The sequence below is a fragment of the Leptothoe sp. EHU-05/26/07-4 genome (assembly GCF_043421015.1).
Classification (GTDB): Bacteria; Cyanobacteriota; Cyanobacteriia; order Phormidesmidales; family Phormidesmidaceae; genus Leptothoe; species Leptothoe turfae.
On the sequence record NZ_JAXSQV010000009.1, the window covers coordinates 81472 to 99542 of the forward strand.

The window sequence follows — 18071 nt, forward strand, 5'->3', positions numbered from 1 at the left end:
TTGCATAATGGCAGAAATATATTTTTATGTCAGTTTTGAAATGATATTAATTTGACTGACGCTTAGCATCAATGGGCAATGCGACACTACGACTTTGACTGGATCAGAACGGTTGTTATTCTTAATCTCATTCCTCTACACGTGGTCTGGTTGATGTTGTTTATCCCAGGGTTTTCACAAGTAGAGACAGCAAGTATGACAGCCTTGCTCTTGAAACTTTACATTGCCTTAGTGTCATCGTGGCATATGCCTCTTCTATTTTTGATTGCAGGCTATAGCGCAGCGGTCTCCTTAAGCAAACGATCAATTCGTGATTTTTACAGAGAACGGATTCAGCGACTTTTAATTCCCCTCGTTATATTTATGGTAACGTTGGGACCGATACAACGGTATCTTTGGCCTAACCATCTAGTCCCTCGTAATCTCACTGATTTTTTCATACATTACTTGCCCTTGCACATGGGGACAATTTTGCTGGGGCCTTGTGGTTCACGGTTGGGGCCTCGGTGGGAACATCTGTGGTTTCTTGCCTATCTCTTGGTGATGAGCTTCACTGTTCTAGTCGTCTTAATTCGATTGTCTAGGGCAACTATCATGGCGATGGCAAACTTGCTGTATCGCCATATTATTTGGCTACCGATGCTCGGTTTTGGTGGTGCTATGGCAACTTTAGGATATGTGTGGCCCTTGTTTGACTGCCAAACTCTGTTTCAGGACTGGGGACATTTTGTCTATAACCTATGGGCGTTTGTGATTGGCTATCTGATGTATGTAGACTCCCGTCTGGGCAAGGCTATCCAAGCCAAAGCTGGTTTGTTTTATAGTCTATTCCTGGTCAGTTTACTGGCACGCTTATTGCTGTTGAGCCAATACCAGGAAAACTTTTATGGAGATACGTCTGATCTGGGGCTATACCTGCTGCGTTCTGCTATAACGGGGGTTCATACCTGGAGCGCGATCGCATCAATCCTGATTCTTACCCGCCGTCATCTGGCCACCATAACCAATCCTTTCCTGAAATACATGGGCCAGGCTTCATTACCGATTTATATCGTGCACCATCCTCTGATCGTGATTTTGGGGCTCTATATTCCTAAACTAGGACTCAGCATCTTTCCCGAATTCTTAGTGTTGACCATTTTGACTACCCTATTCACCTTCCTAACCTATGAGTTTCTAATTAAACCCTGGCCCTTAGTTCGCATGGGCTTTGGCATGAAACCATAGGGAGAACAAAATTTTCCTAAAGCCGCTGCGGTAAACTCACACCAAAAATCCAGTTACCTGGTGCTTGAACATCATTGCTATAGAGAAACTGAGCAAAGATGGTTTCAAATTCTTTCTGGCAAAGATGGCCATCCTGGTTGAGATCTAGAGTATGAAATGCTTCTTCCAATGCTTCTGTCCGAATGCCATAGGCCTGGTAGAACGTGCGCAACTCATCTATAGCCACCCGGCCATCTTGGTTAGTGTCAATGACCTGAAGAAAGAGATTGGCAAAGTCATAATCCACCTCTTGCTCCAACCAATGTAGCCATTCAGCCCGATCAATACATTGATTGCCATCACGATCAGCCAACTGTTGCAACATTTCACCAAACCCCACTAAGGAAGCCTGCAAAACCTCATATTCCGATGTTCCTGGAGACCAACCACGAAGTTTGGCCAAGGCCTGCCCCGCTTGTCGAAAATCTTGGAGTTCAATGGTGCCACTGTTATCAAGATCCAACAGTTCAAACAAATGTATTAACTTCTGTTGACGACGACGACGCATGATCGCCGAGAAACGGGAATGGGTAACTTGCTGCCAACAAAGAATGACCGCAATGGCAATTAAGGCTGCACCAGTCCAGTAGGGCCAATTTTCTCCCAGGCTTCCAAACAAAAAACCGGCCCAAACGGATCCTAAAAAGGTAGCTAAGCCAATCACAGACTGCATCAAGCCCAGGGTCTTACCCTGTTGTTTCGCCCCAGCTAACTGACTGAGTAAACTGGCCAGCACTGGATTTCCTAATGCTTGGGCAAAAATTGTCAATAACAGCGCTGCCAGTAACTGAGGAACATTGTTTGCAAAGGGAATCAGCACAAGCCCCAGGGCGGCCATCGCAGAACTCCATAGGAGTAACTTAATCTCTCCCACCCAACGGGTGAGTCGACCGAGCAAACTCAGTTGAATGATGGCAATGGTTAAACAATAGAAAATCAGCAAATAACCAAATTCCTGGGCTCCCCAACCAAAACGCCATTCACACCACAGGGCAAAAATAGCTTGAATGCCAATGCCACCGAAAAAGGTGATAAAGGTCAACGTGATCAGCATGCCAACCAATGGACGTTGGAGAACTTGCTTAAGCTCAGGGAGCAATTGAGCCAGGGGATGCCGGTGCTGAACTGCTGGCTTGAATCTTATGGGCTTCACTTCGGGCAACGCGCCAAAGGCCGCACAAAATGTTACCCCGGAAGCAATGGTGGCGGCTAAAGCCGGTAAACGAAAATTTGGGCTGGTTGAGTCACCACCGATCAAAAGTCCGGCAATCACAGGGCCAATCACAAAACCAATCCCAGCTGCAGCGCCTAGAAATCCTAATTTCTTAGTGCGCTCTTCAGATGTGGTCAGGTCTGAAACATAGGCTTGAGCAATCACCATGCTGGCACTGCTCAAGCCCCCTAGAATACGGGCCATAAACAACATCCATAGAGTGTTAGCAAAGCTAAGCCACAAAAAGGATAAAGTTGTCCCCGCAATGTTGAAAAGAAATGCCGGACGACGACCGATGCGATCGCTCAAACTGCCCCATAAGGTGGGTGCAAAGGTCAACATCATAGGAAATAACCCCAGCAAAATGCTGATTTCCAATGGAGACGCATCCAGGGATTGGGCATAGAAAGGCAACAGGGGAAGCACGATGCCAAAGCCCAAAAAGTCCATTAAGATACTGGCCAGTAGGACTACCAAAATCTTAGTTTCGTTTCCCTTTTGAATCGTTTGAACCATTGATATGCCCATGGGTTGTCTCTAATGTTTTCCTAACAAGGATTTATCAAATGAAAAGATTTTATTATACTGTGCACACGACTCTCTCTCGACTGAGATTAACTGAGCTGGTAAATCGATATTTCGATTTATTTATAGGGGGAGACAGTCGTCCTGTTTTCTTTAATATTGATCAAACCTGCCCCGAATTAAGAATTGTAGATAATGCGCTTAATGAGATTTATGCAGAGCTTTTAGATTTGTTGCCAGATCAGAGCCAAATACCTAAATATCATGAGGTTGATCAATATCAAACCACCATCTCCCAAGGGAGTGATCCTCAAAAAAGTTGGCGGACCTTTATGTTATTCTCCTTAGGAGAAAAGCCACTGAAAAATCGACAACGATGTCCTAAAACCGTGGAAGTAATCCATCAAGTGCCGGGGCTAGTACAGGCTATGTTCTCCATTTTGGATCCAGGGAAAAGTATTCCCGCCCACGAAGGCCCTTCCCGAGGATATTTACGTTATCATCTGCCTTTAATCGTTCCCGATATAAATCCGCCAACAATTTACATCAAAGATCAGCCCCACACCTGGCAAAAGGGCAACAGTATTCTCTTCGATGATACCCATGTACATCAGGTTCATAACAATGCCTCCGAAAGCCGAATTGTTCTGATTTTGGACATTCTGCGTCCCATGCCTTGGCCTGCTCATATTGTTAACCTAGGGGTACTTGTATTTGCTAGATATACGTATGCCAAACGTCTTAAATTTTAGGCACGGATTACAGGGAAGATTCACGATTCAGACCTCATAATTAGGGTTTGCTGAAAAACTCAATAGAAATCTCAGGGATTATCCAGCAGCCCAGCCAGGGTCAGTAGCCCCTTTCCCAGGGTCGAGCCTTTTCAGCCAGTCCTTGCTTAAGGTGTCTGTAAAGGGTCTCACATCTGCCTGAGAGCGGCGGAGTAAGCGGATCACCCCCATCAAAAACAAGCCAATAAAACGGCGTAGCCGTTTCTCCAAGTTCATCACCAAACAAGTGATGGCAATCATGGTTTCAGCAGTTTGGGCGAGTTTGGCCATGACGTGTCCGAGTCCAAATCGTCGTTTGGCCTGACCAAACTTACCTTCGACAGTGACTCGAATACTCTCATCGTCTCGGGCTTGTTGTCGGAGGAAGGCGTGTTGAGCTTCATCGAGTGACGGTCGACCCAAGGGCGGACCACTTAGACGGATGCCATGCTGTTTACACCACCTCAAGTTATCGCGTGTCCGATAAATCTGGTCGGCATGCACTGAGGCGGGATAGTGTCCGGTGCGGGCGCGAAAGCGTTCTATCTGGGGTATCAAGTCTTCGGATTCATTAAAGTTATCCCAACTGAGACGGTCGAGAAACACATAGCCCGCCACACAACTCATGGCGAATTTGGCTCCAAATTCAACGGGGGTTCCGGCTTTACCGCGCACAATGGGTCGTACATGGGGCTGTGAAATACTCACAATGCGGTCATTAATCCGTCGCTGCTTGTGTTGATACATGTGCTGTTGTTGGCGATAGACCTCATAAATCACCAACAGGGTCTTGTACTCTCGTGGATTCAGCGCTGCAAGCGTTGCGCCTGCTTTGATTAACCGGTCAATGTACCCTAGGTTTCGTCGCACATAGTTGAGTTGTTGTCGGAGGCCTTTACGAATCAACTTGCGTGACTTCTTGCGCCGTTTCACAATCCTGAGGTAGTCTCTGCGGGCGGTTTGTCGATACGTTCGAGGCTTCTTTGGAAGACAGCCTGCTACCTGTTGATACAACTCATCAATGAGCCGTTCACTGTGCTCTCTCGCTTGGTTGAGTAAATCGAGGTCAGTCGGATAGTGAATATCGGCAGGCGCACAACTCGCATCCACAATCAATTGACCTTGATTGCCACTCGATGGCGGGGCTGGTGGATCTGAGTCATCATCGCTCTCGGATGCACTGTCCTCAGATGAGGCGGAGGCGGGGGCCATGCCTGCTTCAACCACCGACTCATTGACCGCTGACACCAGGTCGACACGGATTCGTTTGCGAAAATGAACCAGCATCGACGCATCAAACGGGGGCGTGTCGCTGTACTCATGCAGTCCAAGAAAATATTGCAGATACGGGTTCTCTCGTATTTGGTCTATCGTCTCTCGGTCGCTGGTACCCAATTTCTCTTTGATAATCAATGCGCCCAGAGCCATCCGAAAGCCCTTCGCTGGCGCTCCCATATCCTCGCTAAACTGGCTAGCATAGGTTGATTCGAACTCATCCCATGGGATCATCTCGGCCAGTTTCACCCAGCGATTCTCCGACGATAATTTGCCCCCAAACGGTAGATAAAAATCTTCGAAAGATAACTGGCCAGGTGATGATTGTCGGTACATTTCCCTGAGTAGGTGCAAGGGTTTTAAGCATTTTAGCCACTTTTTCGTGCACTTAAGCACATCTCAATACAATGAAACCCTTGCAAACTATGAAAGCTGGACTTCAACAGCAAACCCTAATTAATTTGCAAGAAATTGAGCTGTGACATGGGGGTTAAAGCGAAATATAGGACTTCAGATAATGGGTGATTGGAGTTATCTGATCGGCTTCTCTCAAGAGACTAAAGTGATCTCCAGAAATAGTAAATTGTTTGAAGTCCCCTTGGATAATTTGCTCCCAACGGATCTGTTCCCAGCTCAGACTAGCTGAATTTCGGACTCGCTCCGAGATTTTATCTGAAGCCTGTGTCACAGATTCGCCAGCACTGATGAGTAATGCTGATCCACCATAGGACTGGGGACGATATTGGTGTAGGGCCAGCACATTAGCCTGAAATACTTGCCAGAGATGCTCTAAACGGTGAAACGTCACACCGGGAGGCAGAAGCTGGTGCTGCTGGCTGAACTCAAATGCCTGGGCAAGGGACATGGGAGAAGTTTGAAGGATTTGTAATGGGGAGGGTAAGGGTTGCCCCATCTGTCCAGCCAAGTCTTTGAGTAGCTCCATCAACAACCACCCCTGATTGAATTCTGGGTGATTCATTGGGTCATTTTCCACACCAGTGACTATATTTGGACAGTAGAGGTAACTATCAATCAAACCTAATAACGCTACCGTTTCCCCTTGCTGGCTAAGCTGCTGCGCCATTTCATAAGCAACAACGCCCCCCATGGACCAACCCACCAGATGATAGGGGCCCTGGGGCTGAACCGTTCTAATTTCTTGGCAGTACGTTGCTGCCATGGCCTCAATGGTGGTCAACGGTTGCTGTTGCCCCATCAGCCCCAGGGATTGGAGGCCGTACAGGGGATAGTCTGCCCCTAGCTGCTGACTCAGGGCGGCATAGCAAAAAACATTTCCACCGATGGGGTGGATACAGAACAGCGGTGTTTTGTTCCCTTGTGCCTGAATCGGAACTAGAACCGTATCTGAAACGTTATCAATCCCCCCATCCCGCTCAAGATACATGGCCAACTGTTCAATCGTGGGAGATTGGAACAGGATAGCCAAGGGCAGATCGGCCTGAAATTCTTGCTGTAGCCTGACCATCAGCTGAACTGCCAGGAGGGAGTGCCCGCCCAAATCAAAGAATGTACTCTGCACACTTATGGGGCGAATCTCCAGGATTTCTGACCAGATTTTGGCCAGCCGCAATTCAATCGGCGTGCGGGGTGCAATGTAGGTTTGGGAGGAGAGAGACTGTGCTAAAGCCCCATCAGGAGCCCTTAAGGCATGGCGATCTACTTTTCCGTTAGGGGTGAGTGGCAGGGTATCCAAGGGGACTACCAACTGAGGGACCATATAGGGGGGTAAGGACTGTTTCAGATAGTCTTTTAAGGCACTGGTCTCAATCGCTCCATTTGTTTCATTTTTTGCTTCATTGTCTGTCTCGTTACTGATAGCCTGGACAACAACATAGGCGATCAATGTCGAGTGACCCAGGGAATCAGTCTGGGTAACAACAACACATTGCTGCACCTGGGGGTGGCTATGGAGCACCGCTTCAATTTCCCCTAGCTCAATACGAAAGCCACGAATTTTTACCTGGTCATCCAGACGACCCAAATAGTCAATATTGCCATCAGGGCGATACCGCACACGATCGCCTGTTTTATAGAGTCGTCCTGTGCCAAAGGGATGGGGTATAAAGTTCTCTTTTGTTAATGCTGGCTGGTTTAGATAACCTCGGGCCAGTCCGGCTCCGCCAATGTACAATTCACCAGGAATGCCCATGGGCATCGGTCGATGGTGAGCGTCCAGGACATAGGTTTGGACATGGGCCAGGGGTCGCCCTATGGGTACTTCGACTAACCGGGTTCCTTCAGAAGTCTTATTGGTGGAAAAATTGTAAGTGGTGGCCACAACGGTGGTTTCTGTGGGGCCATAGCTATTGATCAGCTGGGGAAACTGCCCGACATTTTGCTGCCAATGGTTAACCTGCCTGGGGTCTGCCCGTTCTCCTCCAATAATGACTAACCGCAGAGGCTGCAAAGATTGGGGGATAAATTGGGAAACCAGTTGATGCCAGTAGGCCGTGGGTAAATCGAGGACGGTAATTTGCCAGTTCTGGCATTGGGACCAGAATCGGTCTAAAGCCAGCATTTCCTCAGTTCTTAGCACCAGGGTGGCTCCGACGCTCAAGCAGGGATAAATTTCTTCGACAGCAGCATCAAAGCTAATGGAGGCAAACTGTAGTACCCGGTCTGTGGGGGAAAACCCATAGGTGGTGATGGCCGTTTGGGTAAAGGCTATCAAGGCCTGGTGCTCAATCAAAATGCCCTTAGGTTGGCCAGTGGAACCGGAGGTATAGATGACATAGGCCAAATTCTCAGCACCCACCTGACTGATGGGATTGGTAGAGGGGCAGGTGGCAATGGTTGACCAGTCGCTATCTAAACACACCGTTTTTGCCCCGTGGTCTGGCAATGCCGTCAGCAAATGGTGCTGGGTCAGCAGAAGAGATAGGCCAGTATCCTGTAGCATAAAGGCAAGGCGAGCTAGGGGATTGGTGGGATCGATGGGAACGTAGGCTGCGCCAGCTTTGAGGATGCCCAATAGCCCCACTACCATGTCGAGGGAGCGGTCTATACAAATGCCCACAAGGGTTTCGGGACCTATGCCCAAGTCTTGGAGATAATGTGCTAGCTGGTTAGCTCGCTGGTTTAAGGCTTGATAGCTCAGGTGTTCCGATTCCAGGCTGACGGCGATCGCATCTGGTGTGCGTTGCACCTGGGCCTCAAACAGGTGATGAATACAGGCCTCTCGGTTCTGAGCATCGGAGACGCCACTGGCAGACTCACCATGGGCACCACTCCATTCCATCAATAGCTGGTGTCGTTCTGGCTCCGTCAGGAGGGATAGCTCACTGATGGGGCTGGATGCCCTGGTCACCATGCCCTGCAGCAGGGTGATAAATTGCTGGGCCATGCGCTCAATGCTGTCGGGGTTAAATAGGTCGCTGTTGTATTCCCAATGGGTGACCAGGGCAGGGGTGGTGTCTGTGATCGACAGGGTGAGGTCAAATTTTGCGATCGCACTATCCACAGCCAGAGGCGTCAGGGTAAGTTCCGATGGGCCAGCGGGCAACGAAGCCAGGGGAGCAAGCTCAGCATCCAGGGCAAACATCACCTGGAAAAGGGGAGAATAGGCCAGGCTACGCTCAGGCTGTAGGGCTTCCACGATTTGTTCAAATGGCACAGTTTGATGGTCGTAAGCCTCCAGGGCCATCTGTTTCACCCTGGTTAGAAAGGCAACAACCGTATCTGTTTCATCCACACCAAGGCGAAGCACCAGCGTATTTACAAAAAAGCCGATCAAAGGTTCCAGTTCAAACCGCTGACGATTTGCCACAGGGGTACCCACTGCAATATCCCGTTGCCCACTGTAGCGATGGAGCAGAAGTTGGAAGGTGCCTAGCAACAGCATAAATAGGGTGACATCCTGCTGCTGGGCAAAAGCACGCACCTGCTGGCTTAAGTCTGGCGGCAAGCTGATCCTATGGGTCCGCCCCTGAAATGTTTGGACGGCAGGACGGGGGCGATCGGTGGGCAATTCTAACAACGGTGGTAGATTGGCCAACTGTTGTTGCCAGTAGCTTAACTGGGTGGCTAAATCTTCCCCCTGTAACCACTGGCGCTGCCAGAGGGCATAGTCAGCATATTGAATTTTTAACGGCGGCAGGGTCGCAGGTTGGCCCTGGGCATAGGCTGTGTAGAGGGTGCTCAGTTCCTGAATCAGCACCTGCATGGACCAACCATCGCTAATAATGTGATGTATTGTTACCGCTAGCACCGCAGCCCCGTCATCGAGATTGACTAACGCCATCCGTAGTAAGGGACCTTGTTCCAGGTCAAAAGGTTGTTGTGCCCTTTGCAACAACCAATCCTCCAGGGGAATCTCCAACGTTGGGATAACCACTAACGGAATTTGCACTGTAGGCTTAACCACTTGCCTGGCCACACCCTCAACAACGGGAAATCGAGTACGCAGACTCTCGTGACGATGCACCAGGGTATCCAGGGCCTGTTGCAAAGCGGCGGCATTGGGTCTGCCACTGATGCGAACGGCTGCAAAAATGTTATAGATGGCCAATGGCTCCGCCTGTTGTTGTACCTGATTTTCCTGCTGCTCCAGCTGAGCTAAAAACCATAATCGTTCCTGGGCAAAGGAGAGGGGGATAGGAGAGTCATTCTGGGATCGAGGCGTAATGGGAGGGACAGACCGAGAAGGGTAGGCAGCCTTATCCAGAGCAGCATCCAGGGCATCTATAGTAGGAGATTCAAACAGGGTGCGCAGGGGCATTTCCAGATCTAATGTGCTACGAATACGAGCAACTAACTGGGCCGCAAGGAGAGAATGACCCCCCAGGTCAAAAAAGCTATCGTGGAGACCAATGGTATTAATGGGTCGGGATAACACATCAGCAAAGAGACTGGCCAGGTGTTTTTGTCGCTCTGTAATCGGGGCAATATAGGTGGCTGCGGGACTCGCTCCATCAAATACAGGCAGGGCCTGACGGTCAATCTTGCCGTTGTCAGTCAAGGGGAATGCGGTAAGAGACATGATCCCTGTTGGCACCATATAGTCAGGCAAATGCTCCTTCAAATAGGCTTTCAGAGCATAGGTATCTATATCGCCCGTCTCTGTTGCATCAGTCTCTGTTGCGCCAGAGTTTAGATCGCTATTGGGCACCATATAGGCCACCAGACAGGGATCGCTAGAGGCATTGGCCTGGGAAATAACAATACATTGTTGTACTTGCGGGTGCTGACTGAGAACCGTTTCGATTTCACCTAGCTCGATGCGAAAACCGCGAATTTTTACTTGATGGTCCAGCCGTCCCAGATACTCAAGACTGCCATCGGTGCGATACCGCACCCGGTCGCCTGTTTTATACAGTCTCCCTGCCCCAAAAGGGTTGGCAATAAATCTCTCTGCCGTTAGCTCTGGTCGATTGAGATAGCCACGAGCAAGACCAGCACCACCAATATGCAATTCCCCTGCTACACCAATGGGCACTGGCTGTAGACCATGATCCAATACATAAATTTGAAGGTCAGCTAAGGCTTTACCAATGGGATTGCAAGATTGTTGTGAGTGCTCAGCCGTTAACGGTTGATGGGTAACATGGACCGTTGTTTCGGTGATGCCATACATGTTGATTAATTGGGGCTGGTCCTCACCATGGCGATTAAACCAGGGTAGGAGACTTTCCACCTGTAGTGCCTCACCGCCAAAAATGATGTAGCGCAGCCCAAGGGAATCAACAGCGTGGTCTTGATCAACCTGCATCAATTGCTGAAAGGCTGAAGGGGTTTGATTGAGTACTGTGACCTGATGATGCACCAATAAATCATAAAAGTCTTGGGGAGAGCGACTCACCCAATAGGGCACAATCACCAGGCGACCACCGTGGCATAATGCCCCCCAGATTTCCCACACTGAGAAATCAAAGGCATAGGAATGGAACAGGGTCCAACAGTCTTGTTGATTAAAGTGATAAAGGTCCTGGGTAGTCCGTAATAAGCGAATAACATTGCGATGGGGAATGAGTACTCCCTTGGGGTTGCCAGTGGAGCCCGAAGTGTAGATCACATAGGCGAGATTATTGGCGGTCCCATTTCTGGGAAGATTCTCTGCAGGATACTGGGCAATTTTCGATGTATCATCCTGCCCACAGTTATCCAAACAGACTATCTTGCCGTTATAGTCTGAGAACAACTCCAGATGCTGGTTTTGAGTCACCAGAACGTTCACCTGTGAGTCCTGAAGCATAAACTGCAGACGTTGGGACGGATAGGTGGGGTCCAGGGGAATATAGGCCCCACCCGCCTTCAAAATTGCCAACAGCCCTACCACCAGGTCTATTGAGCGCGACATACAGAGACCCACTAATGACTCAGGGCCAACTCCCAGGCTGCGGAGATAATGGGCCAGTTGATTAGCCCGATTGTTTAACTGGCGATAGCTGAGTTCTTCTCCCTCAAACACCAGTGCGGTGGCATCGGGTGTGCGGGTGACCTGGGCTTCAAATAGCTGATGAATACAGGGATAGGCTTCTATCTCTGGAGGCACAACCGCAGGCTGATTCCAGTCCACTAACAATTGATGCCGCTCCGTTTCACTAAGCATGGGCAGAGCGCTCACCGGTTGGGATATATCTGCCACCAGGCCAGTCAACAAGCGCTCAAAATGGCTGGCCATCTGTTTAATGGTGGTAGTTTCAAATAGATCACGGTTATACTCCCAGGTTGCCATCAGCCCCTGGTCTGTCTCACGGATTGAGAGAGTTAAATCAAACTTTGCGATCGCAGCATCCACAGACAACGGTGTCAGACTCACCTGATCCAAAGCCAATGTTGTTAGCGGAGTATTTTGCAACACAAACATCACCTGGCAAATGGGGGAATAGGCCAAACTGCGTTGGGGCTGCAACGCCTTCACCACCTGTTCAAAGGGCACATCCTGGTGGGCATAGGCCTCTAATGCCATCGCTTTCACCGTTTGCAACAGCTCGGCACCTGTGGCGGTCCCATCAATGGGTGTGCGTAGCACCAGGGTATTCACAAAGAACCCTAGTAATGACTCCAACTCAGGATGCTGGCGATTGGCAATGGGGGTGCCCACCAGGATATCGGGCTGACCGCTGTAGCGATGGAGCAGAATCTGAAAGACTGTTAATAACAACATAAACAGGGTTACCCCCTGCTGCTGGGCCAGGTCTCTCACCTGGGCACTTAAAGCAGGAGATAGATGAACCCTATGGGTACGCCCGTTAAATGCTTGCACTGGGGGACGGGGATAATCGGTGGGCAATTCCAACAAGGCTGGAGCCTGGGCCAGTTGTTGTTGCCAATAGTCCAAATGCTGGTTAAGCCTGTCTGTTTGTAGCCAATGGCGTTGCCAGCAGGCATAATCCACATACTGCAGGGAGAGCGGTGGCAGCTGGGGGGATTGTTCCTGGCTATGGGCGCGATACAGGTGGGCTAATTCCTGGCTAAAGCAGCCCATGGACCACCAGTCCCAAATAATATGGTGCAGATTTAACACCAACAATGCGTCGGTGGGCGATCGCTGCATCAGGCTGGCCTGCACCAGTGGCCCCGTGGCTAAATCGAAGCACCTGGCAGCTTCTTGCTGAATCCAGGTTTGCAGACCTGGGGCAAGGTCGGCAACAGAGTTTAGGGGGGCAGGCTTGTCATTCTGAAAATCTGAAGTTGTTTCCCCATGGGGCCAGTTTTCCAGAGAAAGGGGCCAGAAACCGCTGTCATGGATCACCTGTCTGGGTTTACCATCAATGGATTTAAAGGTGGTGCGCAAAATCTCATGGCGCTGCACTAGCGTATTGAGTGTCTGCTGCAGTGCATCAATCTTTAATGGCCCCTTCACCTGCATCACCACCAAAAAGTTGTAGGTGGGGCTGGGGCCTGCTAACTGATCCACTAACCAGAGCTGTTCCTGGGTCCAGGAGAGGGGGAAATGGTTGGTGGTGCGATCGCAGGACCAGATCGGCAAATTAGCCGGGTCAATCCCTTGCTTTTGCAGCAGCGCAAGCACAGCATCTCGCTTTTGCAGCGGCAAATTTGCGAGCCGTTTGATCAGGCTTTTGATTTTGGTTTGTTGCTGCAGTTGGCTTTGCTCTGGCATGGGTCTTTTCCTTGCGCGGCTGGTGTTCTTGGGTGTTAGGTCACCGGCTGTTAGGGTGAATGGGTGGATGGGTGGATGGGTGATGGGGTGGATGGGTGATGGGGTGATGGGGGTATTAGGGTTGGCTTAAGGCATTGAGTTCCTCCTCACTTAGGGTGTCTACCTGGTTCAAAATGTCTTCTAGCTGATCCAGGTCGGCGGTGGAGGAGCTAGCCATAGCAGACGGCTGCTTAGCCTTAACTACAGTGGCCAGCTGGGCAATGGTGGTGGCTTCAAACACGGTGGTAATGGATAGATCGATGGCAAAGGTTTGCCGCAGGTGGGCTAAAAACTGCATGCCGATGAGAGAATCTCCCCCCATTTCAAAGAAGTTGTCGTGGATGCCAATGGTGTCGCGACCCAGCAGGGCTTGAAGAATTCCAATAATTTTATTTTCCACTGGGTCATCAGACACATTGACCACGGGAAATTTGATCGAGGGGGTAGCGGCTGGCTGATGGTGTTCTGGACGGTCACCCATCCGCCGTTGGGTCGTCAGGCGGGAAGTTAACTCTCGTGTGGAAACGATCACCTGGGGTTCCGGTTGCCCCAACAACTGCTCTAGCACTTGACCACAGTCAGTGGGGAAAAGACCAAGGGCTAGCTCTGAGCGCATCTGGTTCAGCAGCCAGTGGTTGGATGGATCGCCTGCGAGACGTTCAGACAAGGTTTCCATTGCCTTTGCTGCCATGCCCACCTGTTGTAAACTCTCCCAGTTAATGGCCAGGTAACGGGTGGGGGAGTTTACATTACGAGCCTGGGCATAGGCATCGAGAAAGGCGTTGGCGGCACAGTAGTCGATTTGTCCTACGGCCCCCGTAATGGCGGTCACAGAAGAACAGAGCACCATAAAATCTAGTGGGCGATCGTTTAAGTCCTGCAATGTTTGGTCTAGAGTTAGGGTGCCTTGTAGCTTGGGTTGGAAGACGGCTATTGTCTCTGCCTGGGTGCGCAGATCGATTACCCCACCACCGGGAATACCTGCTGCGTGAATAACGCCGTGGATAGGACCAAATTGTTGAATGGCTTTGGTTATCGCTTGCTGGAGAGCTGTGCGATCGCAAACATTCGCTGTAACCACTAAAATCTCCGCTCCTGCTTCTTTTAAAGCCTGTAGGGCAATAATTTTAAGGCTAATGGGATGATCTGAGGGGTGGTTTTCTAGCCAATCTTGCCAGTCTGACTCCTGAGGAAAGAAGGACCGACTCATCAACACCAGCCTGGCTTGCCAATGTTGAGCCAGATGTTGAGCTATGGTCAGTCCTAACCCGCCTAAACCTCCCGTGATCAGATAGACACCCTCTGGTCGCAACAGCGTCTCTCCCTGGTTTTCTAATTCCATCGGAAAAGACTGAAATTGTTGGACCCAGCGATAGGGACCCCGATAGGCAATTGCCTGGTTTTCGGGTTCTCCTGCTGGTGCTTCCATCTCTGTAACTAGTTGATGGATAAGGTTTGATGATGGCTCTAAATCAAGGTCAGGCTGGGATGCTGAATCAGGCAACAGGATATCCACACAGCGACAGGTTAACCCAGCGATTTCTTGAGGGATAGTCCGGATGGCTCCCCACAGGGTGGCCTGGTTGGGAAGCAGATGTTCTTCTCCAGTGACCCTCTGGAGATGCTGAGTAATCACAACGAGATCACAGGAATGGTCAAACTCCTGCTTGTTCCAAGCTTGAGCTAAGAAGAGAAGACCGTAGAAGCCCAGGACCAGAGACTGATCCGTAGATTGAACTGGTTCAGATACCTGTGGAACTAACGTCCAAAGATGGAGGATTTTATCGGGCTGTTGTTCCAAACGTTGCAACGCCTGGAGTAGATGGTCATAGTCCTCTCGCTGCTGGGGATTAAGGCTGTAATGATTCTCTCCTAGAGATTGAAACGTTTCGCCAATTTGGACTTGGATAATCGTGCGATCATTTCTCCCTAGCTGCTTAATCAGGGGAGTCGCCACATTGAGATCATCAACAAAGACAAGAATCGTATCTGTAACAGTCTGGGTTTCTCGCTTAACTGGGGGAATGGGACGACGGCTCCAAGAGGGGACATAAAACCAATCTTTAAACTCTCTTCGATGTAAGCCTTGAGACTGATTTGATTGGGCAGCCAGAGAACCAGAGGTCCCCATGGGCGCATCAGACGCCTCGATCCAGTAGCGTTGGTGTTCAAAGGGATAGGTGGGTAGGGCCAGACGGTGGCGACGTTCATGACCATAGACGGCAAGCCAATCAATCTCCGTCCCTTGCAGCCAAAGCTTTCCCAGGGCAGATAACAACGTAGCCATATCGGATTTATCTTCCCGAGGGTGGCGCAGGGTGGCAATCACTGCCTGACCCTGACCGGCTGGATGCCTCTGGACCAGGGAACTAAGGGCACGACTAGGGCCTACTTCCAATAGGGTATGTGGTGGGTCCGCATCCTGACAAAGCTGGGTTAGGGCCTGGGAAAATTGGACAGGTTGGCGCAGATGTTGGACCCAGTAGTTGGGATCCGTTGCTTGGGCGGTGGTGATCCAGGTGCCGGTGAGGTTGGACAGGTAGGGGCGTTGGGGAGGCTGGAAATCAACCTGCTGGCACTGCTGGCGAAACGCATCCAGGATGGGCTCCATCATGGGGGAATGGAAGGCATGGGAGGTGTGTAGACGACGGCCTTCGGTGTCCTGACTGGTAATGTATTGTTCAAAAGCTGATATGGCTGTCTTGGGGCCTGATACTACGCAGCGGTTGGGTTCATTCAGGGCTGCGATCGCAATCTCTTTAAACCTAGAATCTTTATCCAACAGAGATTGCACCGCCTCTGCTGCCAGAGGTACCGCCACCATTGCCCCTGGCGACAATTGTTGCATCAGTTGCCCCCGCTTAGCCACCAGGGCCAGTCCCGCCTCCAGACTAAACACTCCGGCAAGGCAGGCCGCCACATATTCTCCAATGCTGTGGCCCACCATTGCTGTGGGTTTTAATCCCCAGGCTAACCAGAGTTGGGCCAGAGCATACTCGATCACAAAGAGAGCTGGTTGGGCAATTGCCGTCTGTTGCAGCTGGGCCGCAGCGGTGGCCTCCTGTTCTGGAGCTGGATAAAGAATCTGGCGCAGATCGAGTTTTAACAGGGGTTGTAACAGGTCAGCACAGCGATCTATCTGTTCCCGAAAAATGGGTTCGGTTTGATAGAGGTCTCGACCCATGTTGACATGTTGGGAGCCCTGGCCTGGAAAGAGAAAGGTCAAAGATTTCCCCTGTGGTTTACCCGATCCAGTAACAACCTGAGGCCCGCTTGGCAGAGCTAGCATCTCCTCAGCGTTCTCTGCAACTGCCCGTAATGCCTGGATGGCCTGATCAATGTCCTGACAAACCAGGATACGGCGATAATTAAATGCCTGCCGTCCACAGCTCAGGGTATAAGCAACATCGGCCAGATTTAATTCAGTTGCCGATTGTTCCTGGAAGAAATCAGCCAGGTTGGTGGTCATCTGAGCCAAGGCCGATGGGGTTTTGGCCGACAGTAACAACAACTGCCAGGGACGCGCAGAACCCGATAGTTTTAATGGGGGTGCTTCTTCGAGAATCACATGGGCGTTGGTGCCACCAATGCCAAAGGAACTCACCCCCGCCCGTCGAGGCTGGAGCGAATCAGCATGGGGCCAGTCCTGCAGTTTGGTGTTGACGTAGAAAGGCCCCGTACCAAAATCAATATTGGGATTGGGGGTTTCAAAATTAAGGCTGGGGGGAATGGCCTGGTGCTTCAAGGCCAGGACAGTTTTGATTAGACCTGCCACACCCGCTGCCGTATCTAAATGGCCCACATTGGTCTTAAGGGAACCGATGGCGCAGGTGGGTTTCTCAGGTTGCTCAGGGTGGCAACGAAATACCCGATTGAGGGCGGCAATTTCGATGGGATCTCCCAGTTCTGTGCCGGTGCCGTGGGCTTCTATATAGCCAATGGTATCGGCGTCCACATTGGCCACTGCCAGGGCTTCATTGATCACCGCTGCTTGACCGGCGACACTGGGGGCCGTGTAGCCCACCTTCAGGGAACCGTCGTTGTTAATGGCTGAGCCACGAATTACCGCATGGCAAGGGTCACCGTCTGCGATCGCATCTTCCAACCGTTTCAGCAGCACCACCCCTACACCGCTACCGCCAACGGTTCCTTTGGCCTGGGCATCAAAGGCCCGACAATGGCCATCGGGGGCCAGAATCATGCCCTCTTGATAGAGATAGCCCGTACCCTGGGGAATCGCAATAGACACCCCGCCCGCCAGGGCCATATCGGTTTCTCCATTCAGGAGACTTTGGCAGGCCAGATGGACCGCCACCAGGGATGTGGAACAGGCCGTTTGTACCGCCACCGCCGCCCCGGTCAAATTGAGCTTGTAGGCCACCCGACTGGGCAAAAAGTCCTTGTCATTGGCAATAAAGAGGGGATACAGACCCACCGTCCGCAACAGGTCTTGACGCTGGGCCAGATGATGCAGCAAATACCCATTCACCCCCACCCCAGCGTAAACACCCATCAGTCCCTGATAGCGTTGAGGGTCATAGCCCGCTGCTTCAACCGCCGTCCATGCACATTCCAGAAACAACCGGTGCTGGGGATCGAGAATTTCTGCTTCCCGAGGAGAGATATCAAAAAATGGAGCATCAAACCCAGCCACATCATCTAAAACAGCCTTGGCCTTGACATAGTTTGGGTCGGCCAATAGCGCTGGATCCACCCCTGCCTGCAACAGTTCCTGATCTGAGAATTGGGAAATGGATTCCACCCCTGCCTGCAGATTTTGCCAGAATGATGCCACATCCGGTGCTCCAGGGAACTGGCCAGCCATGGACACAATGGCAATATCCGCACTAATATCTCTGGCGTCAGGATTAAAATTGTCGTGATTCTGTTGCACCATTGT

The 18071-nt window shown here is 50.8% G+C and carries 6 protein-coding genes; 2 read left to right on the forward strand and 4 right to left on the reverse strand.

All coding sequences use genetic code 11. From position 1 onward, the window contains the following. Nucleotides 1-78 precede the first annotated feature (78 nt). Complete coding sequence (locus tag U2F10_RS35050) at nt 79-1227, forward strand: acyltransferase family protein (RefSeq protein WP_499874775.1); 1149 nt, start codon at nt 79-81, stop codon at nt 1225-1227. Between the two features lie 16 nt (nt 1228-1243). On the opposite strand, the gene U2F10_RS35055 is transcribed toward U2F10_RS35050, so the two are convergent. Further along, entirely contained in the window at nt 1244-3007 is a 1764-nt protein-coding gene (locus U2F10_RS35055; protein WP_499874776.1) for an MFS transporter, read from the reverse strand. Between the two features lie 38 nt (nt 3008-3045). On the opposite strand from U2F10_RS35055, the gene U2F10_RS35060 reads away from it, so the two are divergent. After that, entirely contained in the window at nt 3046-3756 is a 711-nt protein-coding gene (locus U2F10_RS35060; RefSeq protein ID WP_163665647.1) for an aspartyl/asparaginyl beta-hydroxylase domain-containing protein, read from the forward strand. A gap of 78 nt (nt 3757-3834) precedes the next feature. Here the strand turns inward: U2F10_RS35060 and U2F10_RS35065 are convergent, their stop codons facing one another. The 3 genes from U2F10_RS35065 to U2F10_RS35075 all read right to left on the reverse strand — a co-directional run bounded on the left by U2F10_RS35065 (nt 3835) and on the right by U2F10_RS35075 (nt 18068). Beyond that, on the reverse strand, nt 3835-5385 hold the full coding sequence (locus U2F10_RS35065) for an IS5 family transposase (RefSeq protein WP_499871961.1): 1551 nt from the start codon (nt 5383-5385) through the stop codon (nt 3835-3837). Nucleotides 5386-5539: 154 nt separating this feature from the next. Next, a complete protein-coding gene (locus tag U2F10_RS35070; protein WP_499874777.1) occupies nt 5540-13132 on the reverse strand; it encodes an amino acid adenylation domain-containing protein in 7593 nt (2530 codons plus the stop codon). A 115-nt stretch (nt 13133-13247) separates the two neighbouring features. Next, the gene (locus tag U2F10_RS35075) at nt 13248-18068 is read right to left on the reverse strand and encodes a type I polyketide synthase (RefSeq protein WP_499874778.1); all 4821 of its coding nucleotides are present in this window, start codon (nt 18066-18068) and stop codon (nt 13248-13250) included. Between the last annotated feature and the right edge of the window lie 3 nt (nt 18069-18071).